The organism is Cedecea sp. B1(4), from assembly GCF_059414925.1.
In genome coordinates this window covers 282,097-307,198 of sequence record NZ_JCAHMZ010000007.1, presented here as the reverse complement: position 1 = coordinate 307,198, position 25,102 = coordinate 282,097, and the positions used below count along the sequence as shown (strand labels likewise).

22 protein-coding genes are annotated in these 25,102 nt (G+C 55.9%); 7 read left to right on the top strand and 15 right to left on the bottom strand.

Annotated elements, in window-relative coordinates:
• The first annotated feature begins 52 nt into the window (after window positions 1-52).
• From ACR6JA_RS16705 to tcp, 4 genes are all read left to right on the top strand, one after another.
• A complete protein-coding gene (locus tag ACR6JA_RS16705) occupies window positions 53-340 on the top strand; it encodes a YsaB family lipoprotein (protein WP_157141404.1) in 288 nt (95 codons plus the stop codon).
• 108 nt (window positions 341-448) lie between these two features.
• The gene (gene glyQ, locus ACR6JA_RS16700) at window positions 449-1,360 is read left to right on the top strand and encodes a glycine--tRNA ligase subunit alpha (protein ID WP_213713504.1); all 912 of its coding nucleotides are present in this window, start codon (window positions 449-451) and stop codon (window positions 1,358-1,360) included.
• A gap of 9 nt (window positions 1,361-1,369) precedes the next feature.
• Window positions 1,370-3,439, top strand: a complete 2,070-nt coding sequence (gene glyS / locus ACR6JA_RS16695; RefSeq protein WP_494494214.1) for a glycine--tRNA ligase subunit beta — start codon at window positions 1,370-1,372, stop codon at window positions 3,437-3,439.
• Between the two features lie 172 nt (window positions 3,440-3,611).
• Window positions 3,612-5,273, top strand: coding sequence for a methyl-accepting chemotaxis citrate transducer (tcp, locus tag ACR6JA_RS16690; protein ID WP_494494213.1), 1,662 nt, complete (start codon window positions 3,612-3,614; stop codon window positions 5,271-5,273).
• Between the two features lie 92 nt (window positions 5,274-5,365).
• On the opposite strand, the gene ACR6JA_RS16685 is transcribed toward tcp, so the two are convergent.
• Window positions 5,366-6,112, bottom strand: coding sequence for an AraC family transcriptional regulator (locus ACR6JA_RS16685; RefSeq protein WP_213713508.1), 747 nt, complete (start codon window positions 6,110-6,112; stop codon window positions 5,366-5,368).
• A 92-nt stretch (window positions 6,113-6,204) separates the two neighbouring features.
• Between ACR6JA_RS16685 and ACR6JA_RS16680 the strand changes: the two genes are divergently transcribed.
• On the top strand, window positions 6,205-6,597 hold the full coding sequence (locus tag ACR6JA_RS16680; RefSeq protein WP_494494212.1) for a nuclear transport factor 2 family protein: 393 nt from the start codon (window positions 6,205-6,207) through the stop codon (window positions 6,595-6,597).
• Between the two features lie 111 nt (window positions 6,598-6,708).
• Here the strand turns inward: ACR6JA_RS16680 and ACR6JA_RS16675 are convergent, their stop codons facing one another.
• Window positions 6,709-6,996, bottom strand: a complete 288-nt coding sequence (locus ACR6JA_RS16675) for an HTH-type transcriptional regulator (RefSeq protein WP_008457638.1) — start codon at window positions 6,994-6,996, stop codon at window positions 6,709-6,711.
• A 547-nt stretch (window positions 6,997-7,543) separates the two neighbouring features.
• Here ACR6JA_RS16675 and ACR6JA_RS16670 point away from each other — a divergent pair.
• Window positions 7,544-8,350: a MipA/OmpV family protein gene (locus ACR6JA_RS16670; RefSeq protein ID WP_494494211.1), complete on the top strand. Its 807-nt coding sequence runs from the start codon at window positions 7,544-7,546 to the stop codon at window positions 8,348-8,350.
• 271 nt (window positions 8,351-8,621) lie between these two features.
• The gene (locus tag ACR6JA_RS16665; RefSeq protein ID WP_039296391.1) at window positions 8,622-9,332 is read left to right on the top strand and encodes a DUF3053 domain-containing protein; all 711 of its coding nucleotides are present in this window, start codon (window positions 8,622-8,624) and stop codon (window positions 9,330-9,332) included.
• A gap of 70 nt (window positions 9,333-9,402) precedes the next feature.
• Here ACR6JA_RS16665 and ghrB read toward each other — a convergent pair whose 3' ends face one another.
• From ghrB to eptB, 13 genes are all read right to left on the bottom strand, one after another.
• A complete protein-coding gene (gene ghrB / locus ACR6JA_RS16660) occupies window positions 9,403-10,377 on the bottom strand; it encodes a glyoxylate/hydroxypyruvate reductase GhrB (RefSeq protein WP_213713515.1) in 975 nt (324 codons plus the stop codon).
• A gap of 56 nt (window positions 10,378-10,433) precedes the next feature.
• On the bottom strand, window positions 10,434-11,717 hold the full coding sequence (locus tag ACR6JA_RS16655; protein WP_213713517.1) for an MFS transporter: 1,284 nt from the start codon (window positions 11,715-11,717) through the stop codon (window positions 10,434-10,436).
• Between the two features lie 68 nt (window positions 11,718-11,785).
• Window positions 11,786-12,721, bottom strand: a complete 936-nt coding sequence (locus ACR6JA_RS16650; protein ID WP_213713519.1) for a sugar kinase — start codon at window positions 12,719-12,721, stop codon at window positions 11,786-11,788.
• A 2-nt stretch (window positions 12,722-12,723) separates the two neighbouring features.
• A complete protein-coding gene (locus ACR6JA_RS16645) occupies window positions 12,724-13,473 on the bottom strand; it encodes a sugar phosphate isomerase/epimerase family protein (RefSeq protein ID WP_213713521.1) in 750 nt (249 codons plus the stop codon).
• A gap of 113 nt (window positions 13,474-13,586) precedes the next feature.
• On the bottom strand, window positions 13,587-14,606 hold the full coding sequence (locus ACR6JA_RS16640) for a LacI family DNA-binding transcriptional regulator (RefSeq protein WP_494494210.1): 1,020 nt from the start codon (window positions 14,604-14,606) through the stop codon (window positions 13,587-13,589).
• An 80-nt stretch (window positions 14,607-14,686) separates the two neighbouring features.
• The gene (locus ACR6JA_RS16635; RefSeq protein ID WP_494494209.1) at window positions 14,687-15,580 is read right to left on the bottom strand and encodes a LysR family transcriptional regulator; all 894 of its coding nucleotides are present in this window, start codon (window positions 15,578-15,580) and stop codon (window positions 14,687-14,689) included.
• Between the two features lie 58 nt (window positions 15,581-15,638).
• The gene (locus ACR6JA_RS16630; protein WP_213713527.1) at window positions 15,639-16,826 is read right to left on the bottom strand and encodes an MFS transporter; all 1,188 of its coding nucleotides are present in this window, start codon (window positions 16,824-16,826) and stop codon (window positions 15,639-15,641) included.
• Window positions 16,827-17,027: 201 nt separating this feature from the next.
• On the bottom strand, window positions 17,028-18,035 hold the full coding sequence (dppF, locus tag ACR6JA_RS16625) for a dipeptide ABC transporter ATP-binding subunit DppF (RefSeq protein WP_494494208.1): 1,008 nt from the start codon (window positions 18,033-18,035) through the stop codon (window positions 17,028-17,030).
• Window positions 18,032-19,015, bottom strand: a complete 984-nt coding sequence (gene dppD, locus ACR6JA_RS16620; protein WP_008457613.1) for a dipeptide ABC transporter ATP-binding protein — start codon at window positions 19,013-19,015, stop codon at window positions 18,032-18,034. The genes dppF and dppD overlap by 4 nt, the downstream gene beginning before the upstream one ends.
• A gap of 10 nt (window positions 19,016-19,025) precedes the next feature.
• Window positions 19,026-19,928 carry a dipeptide ABC transporter permease DppC gene (gene dppC / locus ACR6JA_RS16615; protein WP_213713533.1) on the bottom strand — a complete coding sequence of 301 codons (903 nt, stop codon included), beginning with the start codon at window positions 19,926-19,928 and terminating at the stop codon, window positions 19,026-19,028.
• 9 nt (window positions 19,929-19,937) lie between these two features.
• Window positions 19,938-20,957 carry a dipeptide ABC transporter permease DppB gene (gene dppB, locus ACR6JA_RS16610; protein WP_008457609.1) on the bottom strand — a complete coding sequence of 340 codons (1,020 nt, stop codon included), beginning with the start codon at window positions 20,955-20,957 and terminating at the stop codon, window positions 19,938-19,940.
• Between the two features lie 110 nt (window positions 20,958-21,067).
• Entirely contained in the window at window positions 21,068-22,675 is a 1,608-nt protein-coding gene (gene dppA / locus ACR6JA_RS16605; protein ID WP_494494207.1) for a dipeptide ABC transporter periplasmic-binding protein DppA, read from the bottom strand.
• 618 nt (window positions 22,676-23,293) lie between these two features.
• Entirely contained in the window at window positions 23,294-24,976 is a 1,683-nt protein-coding gene (eptB, locus tag ACR6JA_RS16600) for a kdo(2)-lipid A phosphoethanolamine 7''-transferase (protein WP_213713537.1), read from the bottom strand.
• Window positions 24,977-25,102: the final 126 nt, after the last annotated feature.

The following is a 25,102-nucleotide window of genomic DNA, read 5'->3' as shown; positions in this document are numbered from 1 at the left end:
GATGATGGCAGAAAGAAAAAATAGGCTCCTCTTAACCGCTTTTCTGGCGTTAATGCTCAGTGCCTGCAGTTCTACGCCGCAGGAAGGCCAGGCCGCGCAGAAGTTGCGCCCGGTGGTTCACACCGAAGCGATGGAGCTTGCCTGTAAAAATCAGGCCGCTTATCGCTACAACACCCAGCCGCAGCGTATTAATCTGTCAGATTTTAAGCAGTATCAGGCCAGCTACGAAATGATGGGCAGCACCGCCCGCAAAGAGGGTTTTACCTGTTCGTTTGACGAAAGCGGTCAATTTTCACACCTTTCCAGCCGCGAAAACCTCAACCAACGCGCAACAACCTGACGCCTTTCTCCCTCACGGCCGTTCCGTTGCCGTGTTGATACAACTCGACCGCGTTTGCGTATATACTGGCCGCTTCTCTTAAATCCACCGAACGCGTGCGAATTCAACATGCAAAAGTTTGATACCAAGACCTTTCAAGGCCTGATCCTGACTTTACAGGACTACTGGGCTCGCCAGGGCTGCACCATTGTTCAACCTTTGGACATGGAAGTGGGCGCAGGCACCTCTCACCCGATGACCTGCCTGCGTGCCTTAGGGCCGGAGCCAATGGCCACCGCTTATGTGCAGCCGTCCCGCCGTCCTACCGATGGCCGCTACGGCGAAAACCCGAACCGTTTACAGCACTACTACCAGTTCCAGGTAGTGATTAAGCCTTCTCCGGACAACATTCAGGAGCTGTACCTCGGGTCGCTGAAAGAGCTGGGTATGGATCCGGAGATCCATGACATTCGTTTCGTGGAAGATAACTGGGAAAACCCAACGCTTGGCGCGTGGGGCCTGGGCTGGGAAGTCTGGCTCAACGGTATGGAAGTGACGCAGTTTACCTACTTCCAGCAGGTTGGCGGCCTCGAGTGTAAGCCGGTAACCGGCGAAATCACCTACGGTTTAGAGCGCCTGGCCATGTACATTCAGGGCGTAGACAGCGTTTACGACCTCGTGTGGAGCGACGGCCCGCTGGGGAAAACCACCTACGGCGACGTGTTCCACCAGAACGAAGTGGAGCAGTCCACCTATAACTTCGAATACGCCGACGTGGACTTCCTGTTCACCTGCTTCGAGCAGTACGAGAAAGAAGCGCAGCAGCTGCTGGCGCTGGAAAATCCGCTGCCGCTCCCGGCCTACGAACGTATTCTGAAAGCCGCTCACAGCTTTAACCTGCTGGATGCGCGCAAGGCCATTTCCGTGACCGAGCGCCAGCGCTACATTTTGCGCATTCGCACCCTGACCAAAGCCGTGGCCGAAGCCTACTACGCTTCTCGTGAAGCGCTTGGCTTCCCGATGTGCAATAAGAAAAACTAAGAGGCCGCCATGTCTGAAAAAACTTTTCTGGTGGAGATCGGCACTGAAGAGCTGCCACCAAAAGCCCTACGCAGCCTGGCTGAATCCTTCGCTGCCAACGTTACCGCCGAGCTGGATGCGGCCAATATCGCCCACGGCGAAGTAAAATGGTTTGCTGCCCCGCGTCGCCTGGCGTTGAAAATCGCAAATCTGGCGGCTTCACAGCCGGATCGCGAAGTCGAAAAACGCGGCCCTGCGGTGTCTGCGGCGTTCGATGCCGAAGGTAAAGCAAGCAAAGCCGCCGAAGGCTGGGCTCGTGGCTGTGGGATCACCGTTGACCAGGCCGAGCGTCTGGCTACCGACAAAGGTGAGTGGCTGATGTACCGCGCCCACGTCAAGGGCGAAAGCGTGCAGGCTCTGCTGCCAAACATGATCGCCACTTCTCTGGCGAAGCTGCCGATTCCTAAGCTGATGCGCTGGGGCGCGTCCGATATCCAGTTCGTGCGTCCGATTCATACCGTGACGCTGCTGCTGGGTGACGAACTGATCCCTGCCACTATTCTGGGCATTCAGTCCGCCCGCGTCATTCGCGGCCATCGCTTTATGGGCGAGCCGGAGTTCACCATCGACAATGCCGACCAGTACCCGCAGATCCTGCTGGAGCGCGGGAAGGTCATTGCCGATTACGAAGCGCGTAAAGCCGTCATCAAACGTGACGCCGAAGAAGCCGCCCGTAAAATCGGCGGCCAGGCTGACCTGAGCGAAAGCCTGCTGGAAGAAGTCACCTCGCTGGTGGAATGGCCGGTGGTGCTGACCGCGAAGTTCGAAGAGAAATTCCTGGCCGTGCCTGCTGAAGCGCTGGTTTACACCATGAAGGGTGACCAGAAGTACTTCCCGGTCTACGCCGCCGACGGCAAACTGCTGCCGAACTTCATCTTCGTGGCGAACATCGAGTCCAAAGACCCGGTGCAGATCATCTCCGGTAACGAGAAGGTGGTGCGCCCGCGCCTGGCAGATGCCGAGTTCTTCTTCAATACCGACCGCAAAAAGCGCCTGGAAGACAATCTGCCGCGTCTGGAAACCGTGCTGTTCCAGAAAGAGCTGGGCACCCTGCGCGACAAAACCAACCGTATCGAAGCCCTTTCCGGCTGGATTGCGGGCCAGATTGGTGCCGACGTGAACCACGCGACCCGTGCAGGCCTGTTGTCCAAGTGCGACCTGATGACCAACATGGTGTTCGAGTTTACCGACACCCAGGGCGTGATGGGCATGCACTACGCGCGCCACGACGGCGAAGCAGAAGACGTTGCGGTTGCGCTGAACGAGCAGTACCAGCCACGCTTTGCGGGCGACGCTCTGCCGTCTAACCTTGTAGCCTGTGCGGTAGCGATTGCCGACAAGATGGACACCCTTGCGGGCATCTTCGGCATTGGTCAGCATCCGAAAGGCGATAAAGATCCGTTTGCGCTGCGCCGTGCCGCGCTGGGCGTGCTGCGTATTATCGTCGAGAAAAACCTGCCGCTGGATCTGCAGACCTTGACCGAAGAAGCGGTTCGCCTCTACGGCAGCAAGCTGACCAACACCAACGTGGTGGATGAGGTTATCGACTTTATGCTGGGTCGCTTCCGCACCTGGTATCAGGAAGAAGGCCACGCGGTTGACACCATCCAGGCGGTACTGGCGCGTCGTCCTACCAAACCGGCTGATTTCGATGCTCGCATGAAGGCGGTTTCCCACTTCCGTACTCTGGAAGCGGCGGCGTCTCTGGCGGCGGCTAACAAGCGTGTTTCCAACATTCTTGCCAAGTCTGACGAAGTGCTGAACGACACCGTGCAGGCCACCGTGCTGAAAGAAGCCGAAGAAATTCGCCTGGCGACGAACGTTGTCGTGCTGCGCGATAAGCTACAGCCGTACTTCGCCGAAGGCCGTTACCAGGAAGCCCTGGAAGAGCTGGCGAACCTGCGCGAGCCGGTGGATGAGTTCTTCGACAAAGTGATGGTAAACGCAGAAGATAAAGATCTGCGTATTAACCGTCTGACGCTGCTGACCAAGCTGCGCGAGCTGTTCCTGCAGGTGGCGGACATCTCTCTGCTGCAGTAATTGCCTTGTGGAGTGACGAAATCCCAAAACCCGCTTCGGCGGGTTTTTTTATTAATTTTTTTACTTTCAAATATCAATGGATTAACAAAAAGTCGCGTCAGAGGCGGTAAGGGAAATCTGCGCCGAACCGATATATCTCATATCGGCCATTACCTCAGGAACGTTGGGCGCTATGAAAAATATCAAAGTTATCACCGGAATTGTCACTACGCTGGGGATCTTCAGCGTGCTCTTGCTGGTGACCGGGGCTCTGTACTACTCCTCCGTCAGCAGCGATCGCCTTAACTTCCAGAATACCGGCCTGCTGAACTACCAGCAGCAGCAGCTTGGCGGCAGCTTCCAGACGCTGGTTGAAACTCGCGTCACCATCAACCGCGTGGCGATTCGCGTGCTGAAAAATCAGCGCGATCCTGCCTCGCTGGAGGCGATGAACAAGCTACTAACGAATGCCGGTGTGCTGCTGGCCGACGCGCAAAAGCAGTTTTCCAGCTACATGGATTCCGACGATGTGCCGGGGCAGGATAAAGCCCTCGACGACAAAGCGGCGGCCAGCTTCAAGCAAATGCACGACGTCATGGCCCAGTCTATTCAGTTCCTGAAGGCCGATAACTACCAGGCTTATGGCAACCTCGATGCCCAGCAGGCTCAGGACGACTTCAAAGCCGTTTACGGCCAGTGGCTGACGCAGAACACCCGGCTGTTGAAGGCTGCCAGCGAACATAATCAAAGCAGCTACACCGGTATGCTCTGGACGTTGGGCACTATTTTACTGATTGTGATCGCCGCGCTGGTGGTTATCTGGCTGGGCCTGCAGCGCGTGCTGCTGCGTCCGCTGAAAAACGTGATGGGGCATATTCAGGCGATCTCCGAGGGGGATTTAACCCGCGCGATCGACGCCGAAGGGCGCAGCGAAATGAGCCGCCTGTCTGCCGGGCTTAAATCCATGCAGCAGTCGCTGGCGAAGACCGTGAGCGTGGTGCGTGACAATGCGGATTCTATTTACACCGGCGCCAGCGAAATCTCTGCCGGCAGCAGCGATCTTTCTTCCCGCACCGAGCAGCAGGCGGCGGCGCTGGAGGAGACGGCGGCCAGCATGGAGCAACTGACCGCGACCGTGAAGCAGAACACCGATAACGCTCGTCAGGCCACCGGTCTGGCGAAAAACGCCTCCGAAACCGCGCAAAAAGGCGGGCGCGTGGTGGATAGCGTGGTCAGCACGATGAACGAAATCGCCGAAAGCTCTGGCAAAATCGTGGATATCACCAGCGTTATCGACAGCATTGCTTTCCAGACCAACATTCTGGCGCTGAACGCCGCGGTAGAAGCCGCACGTGCGGGTGAGCAAGGGCGTGGATTTGCCGTGGTTGCGGGAGAAGTCAGAACGCTGGCTAGCCGCAGCGCACAGGCGGCGAAAGAGATTAAAGTGCTGATTGAAAACTCGGTGTCGCGCATTGATACCGGTTCCAGCCAGGTGCGAGAGGCGGGCGCGACCATGAAAGAGATCGTCTCGGCGGTCACCCGCGTGACTGACATCATGGGCGAAATTGCGTCGGCCTCTGAAGAGCAAAGCAAAGGCATTGAACAGGTGGCGCAGGCGGTATCTGAGATGGATAGCGTGACCCAGCAGAACGCCTCGCTGGTGGAAGAGTCCGCTTCTGCCGCTGCGGCTTTGGAAGACCAGGCGAGTGAGCTACGCCTGGCGGTGGCGGTTTTCCAGCTCCAGCAATCCGGCGGACGCCGTGTGGAGGTGGTGCAGGAAAAACTTCGCCCGCAGCCAGCGACGTTGAAACCGCAAGCGGCCTCAGCCTCTGATGCAAACTGGGAAACGTTCTGATTTTTTCATTGCCAGTGCTGAGCGAAGAGACTCCGGGGGTGGTTTCCGAAGGTACAGGACTTCCGATTCCACCCTCCGCGAATAGGCATGATTCATCCTGCTGACGGCTGGCAGGATGACACTTTAAATTGTCCGGGCGTCTTGCCAAATCTCAACCGAAACGCCTCTATGTAAGCGCTGATATTGCTGTAGCCGCTTCGCTCGGCGACTTCACTGATGGGTAAACCCGAAGTTATCCACTGGAGTGAGGACACTATTTTCGCCTGTTGCCGCCACTGGCTGAAACTTAACCCGGTTTGCTGATTGAACAAACGGCTGAGATTTCTGACGCTTAGTCCCCATTGCTGAGCAAGCTGCGCCTGATCGAGCCTGGTGGCGGGATGTCTCAATAATTCCTCTGCAACGTTACGCGCCCGGCGATCCGAAGGCAAAGTGAGCTCGAGAGGCCATTGTGGGAGCTGCTTTATTTCATGGCTCAAGAGCGTGAGAAGGGTACATAAATAATCAGATGACAGGGGTTGGTTAACATTAAGTTCTAAACGCGCCAGCAGCGCAAACACAAAATGGTCGGCCCCATAAATCCCCGGTTCAGGTGGGAATAAGGTGCAGGAGGCTGCAGAGAGATAAAGGCTGCTTCCTTTGACGTTGCCCGGAAACCAGGCCCGGTGCTCTATTCCGGTGGGAAACCAACCCAGCGTGCCGGCGGTAACGTGCCACTGCGCCTGTAGCGTTTCAATCACCATCACGCCCTGCTCAAGCCAATAAAGCTGTCCCGAGGTATGTTTGTGCCAGGGCGTTGAGTGTTGACGCAAATAATCAATTTTTTGTGTTTTTATCATATGGCTGATTAGCCGTAAAAGTTGTCTTGATGCGGATATTATACAGTTATTGATGCTTTGTAGACTGGGGACTCCAACAAAAGGAGTTTTCTATGAAATCGCAAAACCAGAGCGTCATTGACGCATTACAGGAAATTATTTGTAGCCCCGAGCATGATGAACAAAAAATTGCACAGTACTTTGCTGCGGATTACCGGCAAATCGTCGATGGCAAATCACTGAGCTATGATGACTTCATTAATCATATGAGCGCGCTAAAAGTGCAGACCCAAAAAATGCATCTGACAGTTAAGGCCGCCGTTGGGGAAGGAGACACCGTATTTACCCAGCACTATGTAAAGGTCGAGAAAAATGAGACTGAATGGAGTGAATTCGAAGTGTTTGCCCGATTTACCTTACTGGCTGGAAAAATTCATCGTTGCGAAGAGGTAACCCGGATGATTCACGGGGTGAGCGAGGACAGTGATTTTGGCAGCAGGCGCTGATTTTCTTTAGTACCCACCACGATGTTGTCAGAAACAGGAGCTAAGACGGTGGCTTCTTAATGACAAACCCCGCGTCATGGCGGGGTTGTTTTCTTGCGGTACAGCGGTTTTCTAACTGATTAACTGTTTACTAAGGCCTGGGTTGGCCTGAATCAGACGCATTAATTTCAGTTCGGTGATGGAGGGCTTGAGTCGTCTGGACTCCCATTCCTGCACCATCGTTACGCTAACCCCCATCACCTGAGCAAAATCATCGATTTTTAGTCCGGTACTTTTACGTAGCTGCTCAAACTCCGAGAAGGCGCTGGGTTTCTGACTCAGGCTAACGGCCTGATTATCTTTAAAAACAATCTGCTCAAGACTGCTAAGCAGCTCAATCATTGGATCTTTATATTCCATTGAGAACTCCTCATAAATCACACAGCGAGAACGTGAACGCAAAGAAGCCTATTAACTGTAGCTGGATTTAAAGCGTGCGTGGGATCACGCTAGTGGCTAAACGTGCTGCAAAAAATGCTTATGCGTTTCAGCTGAATACGCAGTCGAAGTAAGCGCTTGAAAAGTCATAGATGCAGGCTTTTAGTATAAATATGTAAATAGTTATGCGGTTTATGACATCATGCCTGGAGCAGAGGTGTTGGCCGCAGCGGGCAAAGATAAAATTTTGCTGGACATGCCTAATGTACTCACATTAAAAAATAACTCATCCGCTGATGCGGTACAAAACTAAATAAAATTAGATCGGCCGTTATTAATTAGATGTCTAATGAATTAATTGTCTATTTTGTTTTACTGTCGTTTATTTATCCTGCGTTTCACTGTCAGTGCTATACGTTGTATTTTGCGGTGTCTGAATATAAAAAGATATGTTTTTAACATTTACCATTAATTCAATGATTTCAATTCCTTAATACCTAACCGTGGTTTTAAATAAAGGAACTTAATTTTGAAAAAATCTCTGGCAATCTCGGCATTTGCTTTATCCCTTTTATTTCCTGTATTAGCCCAGGCTGAAGATGGAAAAGCTTATTTAACCGTTGGCGGCGGCGTCGCGTTTGCGCCGGCTTATCAGGGGGCGGATAAATACCGGCCAACGGCGCTTTACGATTTGAGCATCGGCTACAGTCACGGAAGCTGGGGCAGCGTGAGTCTTGGGAATAATGGCCTTAGTTGGGCGCTGCCGCTGGATGAGCCTTTTGGCGTGGCGCTCTTGCTTGATTATGACTCAGGCCGGGATGAAGTTATTAATACGCTTGATGGCAAAGACAGAACGCTTAAGGGCATGGGCGACCTGGGGGGCGCTTTGCAGGCGGGCGTGGAGCTAAGCTATCTGTTGGATCCCTTCCGCAGCTATGTAAAGGTGCTGCAGGCGACGAAGAAAAGGCATTATGGCGGAGAGGATTTAGGCCGCACTTTACTGGCTGAACTGGGGGTTGGCACCGTAACGCCTCTTAACGATCAGTTCTCTCTGCAAACCAATCTCTCCACAACATGGGCAAACAGCGGCTATCAACGCGGCTATTTTGGCGTGACTCCCGAGCAGGCGCAGCGCACGGCCTTTTCTACCTGGCGACCAGGCAGTGGTTTTAAGGATGTCACGCTGACCGCAGCGCTAAATTATGAATGGACCCAAAATATTGCGCTACAGGCGGGGGCGGGAGTCACCGCCTTAGTGGGTGATGCCGCCGACAGCCCAATTGTTGCAAAGAAAGTGGCCACGCTGAGTTTTGTCAGCGCCAGCTACAGTTTCTGATATTGGTCCTGGACGAGGATGTGTTTGCATAAGCGGCCAGATTAGCGGCCGCTTTATTATTTACTCTGCATGACTAAACCTTGCTAAGTAGAAGGTCTTTGTTATTCCTCAGCCAGTGCCTTGCCAAAGTTCAGGCAGAGAGGCAAAGCTTGCTCAGAGCGGAAAGAGATTGTTGCGAAAGGGTATCTTGCGAAGGGCGGTTGGACTATTCTTAGCATCGTTATTGGGTGGCAATTTGCCAGGTAGTGCATTGGTGACAGGAGTAGAAATGATGGCGACAGGTAAGTCCTGGTCTCGCTGGTTTGCGCCGCTGGCGGCGTTATTAATGGTGGTGAGCCTGAGTGGTTGCTTCGATAAAGAAGGCGATCAGCGTAAGGCGTTCATCGATTTTCTGCAAAATACGGCTATGCGTAGCGGCGACCGCCTGCCGACGCTGACGTCCGATCAGAAAAAACAGTTTGGCCCGCTGGTCTCTGACTACGCCATTCTGTACGGCTTCTCCCAGCAGGTTAGCCAGGCCATGGACGAAGGCATGAAGCCGGTTGTGGATAGCGTGAACAGCATTCGTGCTCCGCAGGATTACATGACCCAGCGCGACGCGCTGCGCCAGGCTAACGGCTCGCTGAACGTTTTGGGTCAGCAGGTTCAGAATGCCAAGATGCAGGCCGACGGTGCGCTTGCAGCGCTGAAGCAGCCTGACGATCTGAAAACTGTTTACTATCAGGTTTACCAGAAAGTCGTCACCGGCCCGGCGAACGCCATGGCGCCGCTGATCCCAGCCGCGCAGACCCTGACCCAGCAGCTGGTGCAGGTGGGTGATTTTATCGCGCAGCAGGGAACGCAAGTTGGCTTTGCTAACGGCGGGATTCAGTTCCCGACTTCCCAGCAGGCAAGCCAGTACAACTCGCTGATTGGCCCGCTGTCCGCTCAGCACCAGGCATTTACTCAGGCCTGGGCCGCAGCGCAGACTGCTACGCAGTAAGTTTTATGGCTTAAGAAAAAGCGGAGCGCTTAACGGCGACTCCGCTTTTTTTATGGGCAAAGAAACCGAACTATTTCAGTACCTGCGGATTCACACAGTTCACTTCCACTTTGCCGGTTAACGCGGTAATCAGGTTTTCCACCGCGCATTCTGCCATGCCGTAGCGGGTTTCATGGGTAGCGGAGCCGATGTGCGGCAGGGCGACCACATTCGGCATGCCGAGCAGCGGAGACTCCAGCGGCAGGGGTTCTTGTTCGAAGACATCCAGTCCGGCAGCGTGAATCTTTCCCTCTTCCAGCGCCTGAATCAGCGCTTTCTCGTCCACCACCGGGCCGCGCCCGACGTTGATTAAAATGGCGGAAGACTTCATTTTCGCAATTTGTTCTGCGCCAATCAGGTGGCGGGTTTCGTCGCTGAGCGGCAGCAGAATACAAACGAAGTCAGACTCGGCCAGAAGGGTGTCCAGGTCGCAGTAGCGGGCGTTAAAGCGCTCTTCCGCTTCCTTATGATGGCGGCGGGCGTTGTACAGAATTGGCATACTGAAGCCGAAGTGCGCACGCTGAGCCAGCGCCAGGCCGATGCGCCCCATGCCCAGAATACCGAGCGTTTTATGATGCACATCGATACCAAACCAGTCAGCGCCAATACTGCTTTGCCATTCGCCGACCTTCACGCGCTCGGCGACTTCCACCACGCGGCGTGCGCTGGACAGGATCAGCGCCATAGCGGTGTCGGCGACGGTTTCGGTCAGTACCGTCGGGGTGTGCATCAGAACAACGCCGCGTTCGTTCAGGGCGTCCACGTTGAAGTTATCGTAGCCGACAGACACGGTAGAAGCCGCGCGCAGCTTTGGCGTATTCGCGAGAAACGCAGCGTCAACTTTGCCGCCAGACCCTAAAATGCCTTCCGCATTGGCAAACAGCGCCACGTTTTCCTTTACGGTTTCCGGGCTGATGTCGTCAAGCTGGGTGACGGTAAAGTGGCTTTCAAGCCGGGACAGCAGGTTGTCAGGCAGCGCCTTGTAGAGGATGACGGACGGCTTCATGAGATTCTCCGTTTTCGGTTAAACGCGAACCGGGCGACAGAGCGCCCGGCGCGGGGTCAGGCGTGATGTACGCCGGACGGAATTTGTTGATGGTTAGCAGGCTTCACAATCAGAGTAAGCCATACCGAGGCGAGCAGCGCCAGCCCCATAAAGATATAGGACGCTGCCGGGCTGCCGGTGGCCCCGTTCAGGTAGCCCACAAACCAGGAGCCGACGAAGGAACCCAGCGCGCCCATGCTGTTAATTAATGCCATTGCGCCGCCGGCAACGTTCTTCGGCAGCATCTCCGGGATAATGGCAAAGAAGGGGCCATAAGGGGCGTACATGGCCGCGCCGGCAATCACCAGCAGCGTATAAGACACCCAGAAATGGTTGGCGCCGACCAGCCATGAACCGAGGAATGCCAGCGCACCAATCAGCAGTAGCGGCCAGACAAACAGCTTCCGGTTTTGCATTTTGTCCGATGCCCATGAGACGGCGATCATCGCGATGGTCGCGGCCAGATAAGGCACGGAAGAGAGCCAGCCGACCTCCACCATTCCCATGCCTGACGCGCCCGCACTGCGGATAATGGACGGCAGCCACAGCACGAAACCGTACACGCCGATGCTCCATGCAAAATACTGCATGCACAGAATAACCACGTTACGTGACCGGAAGGCTTCACTGTAGTTACGCACGGCTTTGATGCCTGCCTGCTCTTTCTGTAGCTGAGCCTGCAGGGCGGATTTTTCACTGTCGGACAGCCAACCCACCTGGGCTGGTTTATCTTTTACCAGCACCCACCAGGCAAACGCCCAGATAATCGCCGGGATCCCTTCGATGATAAACATTTCGCGCCAGCCTAAGGCCTGAATCAGGTAGCCGGAAACGACCGACATCCAGAGCACGGTGACCGGGTTGCCGAGGATCAGGAAGGTATTGGCGCGGGAACGTTCGGATTTGGTAAACCAGTTGCTGATATAAATCAGCATTGCCGGCATCACCGCTGCCTCAACCACGCCGAGGACAAAGCGGATGGCGGCCAGCATTGGAATGTTGCTCACCACACCGGTCAGTGAGGCGCAGCCGCCCCACAGAATCAGACAGACGAAGATCAGTTTGCGTACGCTGCGGCGCTCGGCATACATCGCCCCGGGGATCTGGAAGAAGAAATAGCCAAGGAAAAACAGCGCCCCCAGCAACGATGAAATGCCTTTGGTGATGCCGAGGTCGTCGTTGATGCCCGCGGCGGAAGCGAAGCTGAAATTGGCGCGGTCGAGGTAAGCCAGGCTATACGTGATAAACACGATAGGCATGATGTACCACCAGCGCTTTGGCGCGATTGTCGGGTTTTTCATGAAAGTGCCTCTATCTTGAGGTTAACCGTCTCGCTTTGTATGTAGGGTACAGAGCGAGGGAGTCGGGTTTATTCGCCCAGTGCGCTTCGGGTGGGTAGCCCTTCGCTGTCACCGATGACCTGTATTGCCAGTGAGCCGATTTTGTTACCCCGGCTGACTGCCTGATGCAAAGACTTCCCTTCCAGCAGGGCGCTTATTACCCCGACCGCAAAGCCATCTCCGGCCCCCACGGTGTCCACAACATTCTCTACTTTTACCGCCGCGACTGCGCCTTTCTCGCCGTCTGCGGTTTTATACCAGGCGCCGTCTGCGCCAGTTTTTAGCACCACAACCTTCACGCCCTGGTGCAGATAAAAATCGGCGATTCCTTCCGGTGTATTTTGACCGGTAAGCACAATGCCTTCCTTCACACCGGGCAGCACCCAGTCGGCTTGGAATGCCAGGTGATTAAGCTGTTTCACCATTTCGGCTTCGCTGCGCCACAGCACCGGGCGCAGATTTGGATCGAAGGAAATGGTTTTTCCTTTTTTTCTCATGATCTTAGCTGCGTGATTCAGCAACGCCAGGGACGTATCTGAGAGCGCAGCCGCCACGCCGCTTAGGTGCAGATGGCGAGCCGGGAGGAAGTACTCCGCGTTAAAATCGGCGACCGACAGGTGGCTGGCGGCGGAATTTTTACGGAAATACTCCACAATGGGATCGGTTCCATCTTCGACTTTGGATTTGAGCTGAAAACCGGTGCGGTACTGCTCATCGACCGTCACTCCGCGGCTGTCGATGTTTTCTTTCGCTAGCTGTTGCAGCACGTAGCGGCCAAAAGAGTCGTTGCCTACGCGGCTTACCCAGCCCACCTTCAGGCCCAGGCGAGCCAGCCCCGTGGCGACATTTAACTCCGCGCCAGCCGCGCGTTTCACAAAATGTTCGGCGGCGGCAAGGTCGCCGGTTTCGCAGGCGACAAACATCGCCATCGCTTCACCTATCGTGATGACATCCAGCTGATGCATGGTTATTCCTCGCGTAAAAGATTGACGTAATGCCGGGTAACCGCGACCAGGTCTCGCCCTTCCAGCGGAAACTCAATGCCGCGTGGGGCATCTGGCGGCAGCATATTCAACAGCCCTTTCCAGTCTGAACTGGCGTCATCCAGCGCCACAGCGCGGTAGCGGTTATGCTGGGCGACCGCTGTTTTGACGTGGATATAGCTTACGGAAGGCGCCAGCGCGCGGGCTGCCAGCTGCGGAGAGTCGTCCACCCACAGCCAGTTGGCCATATCGAAGGTGAGCGTCACCGGCAGATTGTGAACGCCGCAGGCGGCCTGAAAGCGCTGCATCGGGGCAAGTTTGCCGCTGTCGGTTTGGTCGTTTTCCACCACCAGTGCAACGGGACTTTCGCTGAGCCACTGTTTTAGCGTGTCGAATGCCCGGGCGGTGTTGAACTGCCCGAGAGAGAGCTTCAGCCAGCGGGCGTTTAGCTGGTGGGCTTCCTGCAGAAGCGACGGGATTAGCGAGTTTAGCTTGCCATCGCCTGTGAAAAGCGGTTCCGGGGCGGAATAGCAGGCCTCGAGCCCGTGCTGCGTAATTTCTCCGGCCACGGTCGACAGAAAATCCAGCTGTGCAGCGGTAAACAGTTCGCGGCGGATTTCGACGCCGTCGGCCCCTGCTTCAGCAATGATCGGTAGCACCGCCTGCTGGCCACCGAGAGCGGCAAGGCGGTCGCGGCCGTAGGCGGCGGTGACGACGATAATTTTTCGCGGCATGGTGGTCTCCAGGCGATAACAACGAACGACTGATGTTATTTACGCTAAATGGAACCGGTTCCAAAGAAAAGACCAGACTTGCTAATTTTTGAGCGCCATCACGAACAAAAGATTTAGCGAGAGGTGGAGCCGCGCACGATAAGCTCGCCGGAGAATAGCTGTTCACGTACGGTTTCAGCGATGCCTTCAATGCGCCTCACGACCTGCTCCAGCGCGGCGTAGCCTATCTGCCAGGTCGGCTGTTTCAGGGTGGTAATGCCGACGCCGGCAAGTTCCGCCCACTCCAGCTCATCAAACCCCAGCAGGCCGATATCGCTGCCCCAGCTCAGGCTGAGGCGGCGCATTGCGCGGGCAACCTGCAGCGTTAGCGCCCCGTTGGCGGAGATCACCGCTTTACGCATGCCTCGATGTTGGGTGTGGAACTGGCGCAGCGTGTTGTCGATCAGCTCTGGCTGGTGCAACGGCGTTTCGGCATTTTCGGCAATGATACCGGGATGCCTCGACATTGTGCCTCGAAACGCACGCAACCTTTCATGTCGGGTATTCACCATTCCCAGCGGTTCACTCAGGAACAGGATAGCTTCGAAGCCCTGCTCAATCAGATGCTCCGTCGCGTTTGTTGTGGCCTGAATGTTGTCCAGCCCGACCATGTCACAGGCAAAGCCCGGAATTTTGCGGTCAATAAGCACCATCGGCAGCGCAGACTGCTGCAGGCGGCTGAGCCCTTCTTCACGCATCCCGACCGCGTTCACCACAATCCCCTCGACCTGGTAGCTGCGCAGCAGGTCGAGATAGTGCAGCTCCTGATTGACTTCGTTATTGGTGTTACACACCAGCGGCGTAAAGCCTTTCTCGCGGCATGCGGCTTCAATACCGCTCAGCACGTCAACCGAGTAGGGGTTGGTGATATCGGCAATGATCAGGCCGATAAGGCGGGTGCGGCCTCTTTTCAGGCCTCGCGCCATCTGGCTTGGGCGGTAATCGAGATCGGCAATGGCGCGCTCAATGCGCCCACGAAGGTCATCAGACAGCGCGTTCTGCTCGCCGTTAAGGTAGCGGGAAACGCTGGTCTTCCCGGTCTTCGCCGCTTTCGCGACATCGCTTATCGTAGGGCGTGCTGCCTTGCCGTTCATAGCCGTCTCCAGAGGGGTAACCCTGCGGAGAGTAACATATTTTTATGCGGGGAAAAGGCGATGTGGCGTCTTTATACTGGTCAGGTAAAACGGGCCACGGCCCATTCGATAAACACCCGCAGCCTGGCGCTAAGATGACGGTTGGACGGGTAAACCAGGTATATCTGCTCCGGCGGTGGCTGGTAGTCGTCCAGGACGCCGATCAGTTCCCCGCTGTCGAGATACGGCTGTGCCGCAAAGCGGACCACCTGGCTTAATGCAGCACCAGAGAGCGCGACGGCAAGATGAGCGTTACTTTCGTTGACGCTTATCTGGTAGCGCTGCTGTACCTCGATGATTTTTCCCCGATCAATAAAGCGCAGGGGATAGATGCGGTCGTTGCGTGCGTGGCGGTAATACCCCAGCGGATATCCCTGCTCAAGCTCCTCAGGGTGGGTTGGCGTGCCGTAGCGCTTAAAATAGTCCGGCGTCGCGCAGGTAACTAAGTCCATGGTAAACAGGCGGCGGGCAATCAAAGTGGAGTCAACCAGCGGGCCGCTGCGTATAACGCAGTCTGCATTGTCGTTGATTAAATCCACCAGTCGGTCGCTGACGCCAAGATCAATGGAGATCTCCGGATAGCGTTCAAGAAATTCCGGCAGGGCGGGAATCAGCAGTTGGCGGGATAACGATCCTGCGGCATCCACACGCAGCACACCTTGAGGTTCGCTTTGCGACTCGGTCATGCTGCCTTCCATCTGCTCCAGGTCGGCCAGCCATTTGACTGTACGGCGGTAATAGCATTCGCCCTCTTTAGTGACCGATACGCTGCGGGTCGTGCGCTGAAAGAGCTTGATTTTAAGATGATTTTCAAGGTTTTGAATCAGTTTGGTGACGGTGGTCTTCGGCATACGCAGGGAGTCGGCGGCACGGGTAAACCCGCCTGTTTCAACCACGCGATTAAACACGCGAATTGCCAGTAAGTGGTGATCCATACAAAGCCTCAATGAAAAACCCTGTCTCAGACAGGGTTTTGTTTATCCACGTAAACAATCATCCACATTGTTTAGCGTTAATCATTCGACTGCGCAAGGAGAGGCCAAAAACCAGCGTGGCTGAGAGCATCAGCGCGCCGCCAAACAGCATCGCGCTGCTGACGCCGTGCCAGTCTACGACTTCACCACCTAGCAGGGCACCAGATGCCAGGGCAATCTGAATCACTGTGACCAGCAGCGACTGGCCGGCTTCTGGCGCATCTGGCACCGCTTCAAACATCCAGTTTGTCGCGCAAACCGGCACGGCCCCAAAGGCCAGGCCCCACACCAGCACCATTACCGTGGCACCCGCCAGGCCGCTGAGCAGCGGTGAAACGATCAGGATAATGGCCAGCATCGCCGTCACCAGAATAAAGGTCGCGCGCAGGCTGTGTTCCGCCAGACGCTCGCCGATAAAGGTGCCCAGCAGTCCAACCGCCCCGTAGGCCAGTAGCTGGAAGGTGATCGTCGAGGGGCTGAGAACAAAGACCTGCTGCAGCAGCGGGCGCAGGTAGGTATAGGCTGAGAAGTGGCCCACAAACAGCAGCACGATGGCGATTAACCCAATACGTGCCATCGGCAGACGCAGCGGAGACAGCAAGTCCTGGACGGTCATGGCGCGGCTCGGTGGAACCGGCGTCAGCAGGCGTAACTGAGCCAGCAGGGTGATGGCCGCCAGCCCGGCGCTGGCAAAGAACGCCGAGCGCCAGCCGAGCAGGTCCCCGATTAATGCCCCAGCAGGAACGCCGCAAACCGCGCCGATGGACACGCCGCTGACGATCAAGGCCACCGCGCGTCCCTGGCTTGCCTCCGGCACAAGATGTCGGCCATAGTTCATTGAAAAAGACCAGAACCCGCCGACGCAGATGCCGAGCAGCACGCGGCCCAGCAGCATCATCGGAAAGTTGACGGCCAGAGCAGACACCAGGTTTGAGACCACCAACAGCAGCGACAGGCCAAGCATCAGCAGGCGACGGTCGAGGCTGCCCGAAGCCAGACTCAGGACCGGGGCTGCGACGGCGGCAACAATGCCCGGCATGGTGACCATCAGCCCGGCGGTACCGGTGGAGACGTTGAGGGAGGGTGCGATGTTGGTCAGCAAACCGATGGGCAAAAACTCGGTGGTGACCATGACAAAGCAGGCTACGGTCAGGGAAAAGACCGCAATCCACGGGGATGTAGCAGGTTTATCTTTATTATTCAGCATAGTAATGCGCTTCCGTAGAGGCTACATGAGTGACAGGGATCACAATTTACGCAGTCAGCGGCGGCGAATAAATGCAGGATTTATGATTTCACTGTTTCTGTGGGGGAATAATGCAGGTGAAATTTCAATTTTGATAAAAATATGTATTGAATCATTGGCATCGTTGGATACCCTCCCCCAAAAGGGAGAGGGTAAAAAGGATTAACGCTGTTCCCCGTTCACATCCTGGTCAACCGCAAAACACGCCACCAGCTGGCCGTTGCCGTAATCTTTCAGCTGCGGCTGGAGCTGGGTGCATGGCCCGAAGCGACGACTGCAGCGGGCGTTAAAGGCGCAGCCCGGCGGCGGGTTCAGCGGGCTTGGCAGCTCGCCGGTCAGCTTGATGCGTTCGCGACGTTCGTCCGGGTTCAGGCGTGGCGTGGCGGACAGCAGCGCCTGGGTGTACGGGTGGCGAGGGTTAGAGAAGATCTGCTCTTTGCTGCCTTTCTCCACGCAGCGGCCCAGGTACATCACCATCACTTCATCGGCGATGTGCTCCACTACCGACAGGTCGTGGGAGATGAACACGTAGGACAGCCCCAGATCCTGCTGCAAATCCATCATCAGGTTCAGTACCTGAGCACGCACCGACACGTCGAGCGCGGAGACCGGCTCATCGGCAATCACCACGTCCGGGTCTAGCATCAGGCCTCGGGCGATAGCGATACGCTGGCGCTGGCCACCGGAGAACATGTGCGGATAGCGGTCGTAGTGCTCGGTTTTTAGACCCACTTTCGCCATCATCTCCAGCGCTTTTTCGCGACGCTCGGCTTTACTCAGGCCGGTGTTGATTTGCAGCGGCTCTTCCAGGATCTGCCCCACTTTTTTACGTGGGTTCAGCGAGCCATAAGGGTTCTGGAAGACGATCTGGATTTTCTGCCGACGCAGCTTTTCCGCCGAGGCGTCCGGGATCAGCAGATCCTGGCCCTGGTAGTAAAGCTCCCCTCCGGTCGGGACTTCGATCATGGTCAGTAGGCGACCAAGGGTAGATTTCCCGCAGCCGGATTCGCCGACGACCGCCAGCGTTTTACCGCGCTCGAGGGTGAAGCTCACGCCGTCCAGCGCTTTCACCAGGCGTTCAGGGGCGAAAAAGCCCTTCTTCACCGGGTAATGTTTTTTCAGGTCGATGGCCTGCAACAGCGGTTGCGAGGTGGCCTGTTGGGTACTCATAGGGTTGGCCTCCCGGCATCATCGAGTGGGTAGTGGCATTTGGACTGACGCCCGTCTGCCAGCAGGGTTAACGCTGGCTCTTCACTGCGGCATTTATCGGTCGCATACGGGCAGCGTGGGTTGAGCAGGCAGCCGTTCGGGCGGTCGTATTTGCCCGGCACTACGCCCGGCAGCGAGGCCAGACGCGCTTTATCCTGAGCAAATTCCGGCAGCGCACGGAGCAGAGCTTGGGTGTACGGGTGGCGCGGCGCTCGGAAGATATCGTGGGACGAACCCGCTTCCACAACCTGTCCTGCGTACATCACGATGATTTTATGGGCGGCTTCGGCAACCAGCGCGAGGTCATGGGTGATCAGGATCAGCGCCATGTTCTCTTTTTGCTGCAGCTCCAGCAGCAGTTCGATGATCTGCGCCTGAATAGTTACGTCGAGCGCGGTGGTTGGCTCATCGGCGATCAGCAACTTAGGACGACAGGCAATCGCCATGGCGATCATCACGCGCTGGCTCATCCCGCCGGAAAGCTGGTGCGGGTAAACGTCGAGACGTGAAGCCGGGTCAGGAATACCCACCTGGGTCAGCAGGTCGATTGCGCGCTGGCGGCGGGTTTTCTTGTTACCCCCCTGGTGCACCTTAATGGCTTCCATAATCTGGAAACCGACGGTGTAGCACGGGTTCAGGCTGGTCATCGGGTCCTGGAAGATCATTGCCACTTCGGCGCCCACCAGGTTGCGGCGCTCTTTCTCAGAAATGCGCTTCAGATCCCGGCCGTTGAATTCCAGTTTTTCCGGCATCACGCGGCCAGGGAAGTCAATAAGCCCCATAATCGCCAGCGAGCTGACGGATTTACCGGAGCCGGACTCGCCCACGATGCCGACAACCTGCCCCTGATCCACGCTATAGCTGATGCGGTCCACGGCACGGAACGGTGCGTCTTCGTCGCCGAAATGCACCGATAATTTATCTACATTTAATAACGCCATCTCGAACCTCTTACTGCTTCAGTTTGGGATCGAGCGCGTCACGCAGACCGTCACCCATCAGGTTAAATGCCAGCACCGTTAGCAGGATTGCCAGACCCGGGAAGGTCACAACCCACCAGGCACTCTGCGCGAACTGCAACACGTCGGCGAGCATGGTGCCCCACTCCGGTGTTGGCGGCTGCGCACCCATGCCGAGGAAGCCAAGGGCGGCCATATCGAGAATGGCGTTCGAGAAGCCGAGCGACGCCTGAACGATCAGCGGCGCAAGGGTATTCGGGAAGATATTCACAAACATCTGGCGAACCGGGCCAGCGCCCGCCACTCGGGAGGCAGTCACGTAATCGCGGTTCACTTCCACCAGCACTGCGGCGCGGGTCAAACGCACATAGTGCGGCAGCGCCACGAAGGTCAACGCCAGCGCGGCGTTACCGATGGACGGGCCGAAGATAGCCACCAGCACCAGCGCCAGCAGCAGGCTTGGCAGTGCCAGCATGATATCGACCACGCGCATGATGATGTTGTCGACCACGCCGCCGAAGTAACCGGCGACCAGGCCCAGCACAATCCCCATCACCAGCGACAGGACAACCACCAGGCAGCCGACCAGCAGCGACAGGCGAGCGCCGTACATCAGGCGGGAAAGCACATCGCGACCGACATCGTCGGTGCCGAGGATGTAGCTCCAGCTCCCGCCTTCCTGCCACACCGGCGGGTGCAGCAGCGCGTCGCGGAACTGCTCCGCCGGCGCGTGGGGCGCGAGGAAGTTAGCGAAAACGGCGATGAAGATCATGATGGCGACGTACACCAGGCCGATCACCGCCCCTTTATTGCGTTTGAAGTAGTGCCAGAACTCCTGGAAAGGCGTCATCGGCTTGGGTGCTGCCACCACTTTGTTTTCTGTCAGTTGCGTCATGATGGCCCCTTATTTCTTATGGCGTATACGCGGGTTCACCACGCCGTACAGCAGGTCTACCAGCAGGTTGACGAGGATAATCATCGTCGCCACCAGCAGCACGCCGCCCTGGACTACCGGGTAGTCACGACGCTGCAGAGCGTCAATGAGCCAGCGGCCAAGACCCGGCCAGGAGAAGATCGTTTCCGTCAGGATGGCGCCTGCCAGCAGAGTACCGACCTGCAGGCCGATAACCGTGACGACCGGCAGCATCGCGTTGCGCAGGGCATGAACCACGATCACGCGCATGCGGGTCAGACCCTTGGCGCGAGCGGTACGGATGTAGTCTTCGCCCAGCACTTCCAGCATGGAAGAGCGGGTCATACGCACGATAACCGCCAGCGGAATAGTGCCCAGCACAATGGCAGGCAAAATCATGTGGGCGACGGCGTCAATAAAATCACCCGGCTGGCCCCAGATAGCGGTATCTATCAGCGCAAACCCGGTGAGCGGCAGGGAGTCATCCAGGAACACGGTGTCGCTGATGCGCCCAGACACCGGCGTCAGGTTCCAGTGCACCGACACCAGCATGATAAGCATCATGCCCCACCAGAAAATTGGCATGGAATAGCCGGTCAGCGCGAGGCCAACGGCGGTGTGGTCGAAGATTGAACCACGCTTCACGGCGGCCAGAACGCCCACCGGAATGCCGACGGCAACGGCGAAAATCATCGCGCAGATGCCGAGTTCCAGCGTCGCTTTAAAGCGCGGCACGAACTCATCCCAAACCGGGAGGCGGCTCTTTAATGAAATGCCTAGATCGCCATGCATTACGCCCCAGATGTAATGGAGGTACTGCTGCCACATTGGCTTGTCGAGACCCATCTCGGCCAGCAGTTGGGCATGACGCTCAGGAGAAATACCGCGCTCTCCGGCCATGATCATCACCGGGTCTCCGGGGATCATATGCACGAAAGCGAAGGTGAGTAGGGTAATACCTATAAACGTGGGGATGACTAACCCCAGTCGTCGGAGGATGAACTGCAGCATATCCCGGATTCTCTGTAGTGACGGAAAGCCTGGTAACTGTTCCGTCTGTATTGCTCACAAATGTTTCCCCTCTCCCCACGGGGGAGAGGGAATAAAGCACGTTACTTTTATTATTCGACGGACACGTTTTCGAAGTGGTGTTTGCCCAGTGGATCAACCACGTAGCCTTTAACTTCTTTACGCACTGGCTCGAACACAGTGGAGTGAGCGATGATCAGCGCTGGCGCCTGATCGTGCATCACAACCTGAGCCTGTTTGTACAGTTCAACACGCTTGTTGTGGTCGTCGGTGGCGCGAGCCGGCTGAATCAGATCTTCAAACGGCTTGTAGCACCAGCGAGAGTAGTTGGAACCGTCTTTCGCTGCGGCGCAGCTGAACAGGGTGGCGAAGAAGTTATCCGGATCCCCATTGTCGCCGGTCCAGCCCATCATTACGGCCTGGTGTTCACCGGCTTTAGCACGCTTCAGATACTCGCCCCACTCGTAGGTCACGATCTTGGCCTGTACGCCGATTTTCGCCCAGTCAGCCTGAATCATCTCAGCCATGCGGCGAGCGTTCGGGTTGTATGGACGCTGTACTGGCATCGCCCACAGCTCAACGGTGAAGCCTTTATCCTGGCCTGCTTCTTTCAGCAGCGCTTTCGCTTTTTCAGGATCGTAGGTGTAGTCCTTCACGTCATCGTTGTAGCCCCACATGGTTGGTGGGATCAGGTTTTTAGCCGCGGTGCCCGCGCCCTGATAAACGGCTTTGATGATCGCTTCTTTGTTCACCGCGTAGGTCAGCGCCTGACGCACTTTCACGTCGTCAAACGGCTTCTTCTCGGTGTTGAAGGAGACGTAGCCCACGTTCAGGCCAGCCTGTTCCATCAGATTGATGTTCTTGTCTTCTTTCATGCGGGCGATGTCGGCCGGGTTCGGGAACGGCATCACCTGACATTCGTTTTTCTGCAGCTTGGCGTAACGCACGGAAGCGTCTGGCGTGATGGAGAAGACCAGGCGATCGATCTGCGGCTTGGTACCCCAGTAGCCCGGGAAGGCTTTATACAGAATACGGGAGTCTTTCTGGTACTGCAGCAGCTGGAATGGACCGGTACCGATTGGGTTCAGGTCTGTTTTTTCCGGGGTGCCGGCTTTCATCATGTTGTCCGCATATTCTTTAGAAAGAATAGAGGCGAAGTCCATGGCCATGTCCGCGAGGAACGGCGCTTCTGGACGCGCCAGCACGAACTGCACGGTGTTATCGTCGACTTTCTTGATCTCGGTGATCAGGTCAGGCAGGCCCATACCTTCGAAGTATTCGTAGCTGCCGCCAGAGACTTTGTGATACGGGTTGTCTTTGTTTTTCTGACGGTCAAAGGAGAATACAACGTCGTCGGCGTTGAAATCGCGAGTCGGTTTGAAGTCTTTATTGTCCTGCCACTTCACGCCTTTACGCAGGTGGAAGGTGTAGGTTTTACCGTCCGGGCTAACGTCCCATTTTTCAGCCAGGCCTGGGATGATTTCGGTGGTGCCGGTTTTAAATTCCACCAGACGGTTATAAATCGGTACGGAGCTGGCATCGTAAGTCGTGCCGGAAGTGAACAGCTGTGGGTTAAAGCCCTCTGGGGAACCTTCTGAACAGTAAACCAGGGTTTTGGCTTGTACGCTTGCTGCAACGGTCATGGCAACCAGGCTCAGACCAAATTTCAGCATCCCTGACTTCTTCAAGGAAATACTCATTATTCTGCTCCAATTATGTGTCGTGTTGTGTTTTGTAACCGTCTGACCATTGTTATTTGTGGGTGGTCGGTACGGTGTGCCCGGAGGCGGTGGTGAGGCTAGCAGTTCCTTTCGCGAGTCATGCATGGAGGTAGCACAGACGGTCCGTAAATAGCCCCTCTCGTCCTACAATCTGTCAACAGATTAAGGAAACGTCAATACAGGTCACGGGGATTTACAAGCAAGGTGGGATTCGGCGGGCAAAGATTAAAAAAACCTTCCGGGGACATTTCCAGCAGGGAAATTTATGCTACAGGCTTGTTACCAGAATATTGCACTGCTTAATTTGCAACCTATAGCGCGAACCGATTGTCCGGAATAGGTAAAATTTTGTGTTAAACGATGAATTGTTGCACGATTTATTTTGTGATCTGCATCGCTCACAGCGGAAAATGCTGTCTGCCATCATAAGCGGCGGCGCAAAAAACCACGCTTTTCCATAACCAAATACGATGAATTAATCGGGCTTGGCAGAGGCAAAACTGGCAGAAACTGAGGCGAATAAACGGCGAGGTTCAAAATATAAAAACACTCCGTAGAACGGAGTGTTTTATTTAATTGTTGGATGCGGCGTGGATATTAATTCACGGCTTTATCCGGCACGTGGCACCAGTTGTTATTCTGATTAATCCCGCCGTTAGGCGAGGTGTAGCCCAGGCAACCGAGAATGGTGTCGAACAACTCAACGTGGCGATGCGGCATCTTCATTGCTGCCTGCTCTTGCAGATGTTTAAAGGCGTCGGCAGCCGTTGGATTGGCCAGGTATTTATCCGAGGCCCAAACCAGCAGCGGGACGCGGAATTGTTCCGGCGGTGCCATTTTACGCGGCGTGCCGTGCAGGTGCATGGAATCGCTGATGGATTCGCCGTGGTCGGCGGCGTAGAAGACTATCGCTTTCTTATCGCGAAGCTGGTCGAGCACGCTGTCTATCATCGTATCGACATACAGGACCGAATTATCAAAGGCGTTAATCAGCATCTCCTTTGAACAGCCTTTGCCAATATCAATGCATTCTGGCGTCCATTTCGCGAAGCTGCGCGGGTAGCGCTGGGCATAGGAGAAGTGGGAACCTTTGGTATGCAGAATTATCAGATGTTTGCCGTCAGGATTCTGCTCGAGGGATTGCTTCATTTCATCAACCAGCAGCATGTCGTCCACTGTTTTACCGCGATTGCGGGGCTCGGCGGCGATTTGTTCGCGGAAGGCAAGGGTGTCCGGCATGGCGTTTTTGTAGAACCAAATTTCGCTCTGCATGGCATAAAGGTCGGCGCTAAACCCCAGCTGTTTTAAGACCGCGAAGATGTTTTGCTCTTTCAGCGTACGCTGAGGGTTATCTTCTGCCCCACCTTCGCGGACGAACATGCAGCGTAGCGAGAGTTTGGTGGCGGTGTCGCAGGACTCCCCGCGGAAAGCGACCAGGTTTTTCTCTTTGGCGAGGTTTGGCGTGGTGTCACGGCCATAGCCAAATATTCCCATATGATCCCAGCGCGTGGTTTCGCCAATAATAAACACCACATAAGCGTCGTCCAGCCCGGGCGGCGTGACGTAGGTGAACTTTTTCGTCGGGTTCATCAGCGAACCGTTGCCGGTGGATTCGTCGGCATTCGCCCAGGCAAAAAGCCCCAGGGAAGAGACCCAGTTGACCGGCACATAGGAGCTGGCCACCACGCCGCCGTAGCTTGCCATATCCGTCGTTGAGCCATGCTCGTCGTTGGACTGCATTTCGCCTAGCATTCGCAGCGGGGCCCAAACCAGCAGGCCCGCACAAAGCAGGATAGCGATGTTTTTGATGCGCTGGCCGGGGGTTTTCAACTGCTGAAGCAGCGTGTCCTGGGCGCTATTGAACCAGATAAGGAACAGCGGGATAGCGCTGACCAGCGTCATCCAGATGGCAAAGTGGTAGCCCACAACCTCTTTAGAAAGATCGATATCGGTGGTCATTACCGAGGCAATAATGCCGTAGCCAATTACCACGTTGAAGAAGGTCATGTAGTAGCTGGCGGCCACGGAACACAGCACCACGAAGGAGGCCAGCACTCGCCAGAGATTGCGGCCAAAGAGCGACAGCAGGCGTAACAGGAAAAACGTCACCAGCAGGCAGGCGAAAAACTCTGCGGCGGCGGCCAGGCCCTTCCAGGCGATGAAGACCTGGGCACGGCTATCAAAACGTTGGTAGAAAACAGAGATATTCAAAAACCAGCCAATGTATACCCCCAGCAAGAGACACAGTTTTTGCTGGGACAATGTTTTTATGTAATTCATGCAGGGCATCCAGGCGATATAAAAATATTAGCGCTATTCAGACCGTGGAGTCGCCAGCTAGTTCTGAAAAGCTTGTGAAACGAAGATGATTCCTGGCGAGAGGGCAAAATTCGAAGAAAATGGCCG

Bases quoted from the DNA above. Each gene is read 5' to 3' on its own strand.
- ACR6JA_RS16705 (WP_157141404.1), top strand. From the start codon at position 53: ATGCTCAGTGCCTGCAGTTCTACGCCGCAGGAAGGCCAGGCCGCGCAG.
- glyQ (WP_213713504.1), top strand. From the start codon at position 449: ATGCAAAAGTTTGATACCAAGACCTTTCAAGGCCTGATCCTGACTTTA.
- glyS (WP_494494214.1), top strand. From the start codon at position 1,370: ATGTCTGAAAAAACTTTTCTGGTGGAGATCGGCACTGAAGAGCTGCCA.
- tcp (WP_494494213.1), top strand. From the start codon at position 3,612: ATGAAAAATATCAAAGTTATCACCGGAATTGTCACTACGCTGGGGATC.
- ACR6JA_RS16685 (WP_213713508.1), bottom strand. From the start codon at position 6,112: ATGATAAAAACACAAAAAATTGATTATTTGCGTCAACACTCAACGCCC.
- ACR6JA_RS16680 (WP_494494212.1), top strand. From the start codon at position 6,205: ATGAAATCGCAAAACCAGAGCGTCATTGACGCATTACAGGAAATTATT.
- ACR6JA_RS16675 (WP_008457638.1), bottom strand. From the start codon at position 6,996: ATGGAATATAAAGATCCAATGATTGAGCTGCTTAGCAGTCTTGAGCAG.
- ACR6JA_RS16665 (WP_039296391.1), top strand. From the start codon at position 8,622: ATGGCGACAGGTAAGTCCTGGTCTCGCTGGTTTGCGCCGCTGGCGGCG.
- ghrB (WP_213713515.1), bottom strand. From the start codon at position 10,377: ATGAAGCCGTCCGTCATCCTCTACAAGGCGCTGCCTGACAACCTGCTG.
- ACR6JA_RS16655 (WP_213713517.1), bottom strand. From the start codon at position 11,717: ATGAAAAACCCGACAATCGCGCCAAAGCGCTGGTGGTACATCATGCCT.
- ACR6JA_RS16650 (WP_213713519.1), bottom strand. From the start codon at position 12,721: ATGCATCAGCTGGATGTCATCACGATAGGTGAAGCGATGGCGATGTTT.
- ACR6JA_RS16645 (WP_213713521.1), bottom strand. From the start codon at position 13,473: ATGCCGCGAAAAATTATCGTCGTCACCGCCGCCTACGGCCGCGACCGC.
- ACR6JA_RS16640 (WP_494494210.1), bottom strand. From the start codon at position 14,606: ATGAACGGCAAGGCAGCACGCCCTACGATAAGCGATGTCGCGAAAGCG.
- ACR6JA_RS16635 (WP_494494209.1), bottom strand. From the start codon at position 15,580: ATGGATCACCACTTACTGGCAATTCGCGTGTTTAATCGCGTGGTTGAA.
- ACR6JA_RS16630 (WP_213713527.1), bottom strand. From the start codon at position 16,826: ATGCTGAATAATAAAGATAAACCTGCTACATCCCCGTGGATTGCGGTC.
- dppF (WP_494494208.1), bottom strand. From the start codon at position 18,035: ATGAGTACCCAACAGGCCACCTCGCAACCGCTGTTGCAGGCCATCGAC.
- dppD (WP_008457613.1), bottom strand. From the start codon at position 19,015: ATGGCGTTATTAAATGTAGATAAATTATCGGTGCATTTCGGCGACGAA.
- dppC (WP_213713533.1), bottom strand. From the start codon at position 19,928: ATGACGCAACTGACAGAAAACAAAGTGGTGGCAGCACCCAAGCCGATG.
- dppB (WP_008457609.1), bottom strand. From the start codon at position 20,957: ATGCTGCAGTTCATCCTCCGACGACTGGGGTTAGTCATCCCCACGTTT.
- dppA (WP_494494207.1), bottom strand. From the start codon at position 22,675: ATGAGTATTTCCTTGAAGAAGTCAGGGATGCTGAAATTTGGTCTGAGC.
- eptB (WP_213713537.1), bottom strand. From the start codon at position 24,976: ATGAATTACATAAAAACATTGTCCCAGCAAAAACTGTGTCTCTTGCTG.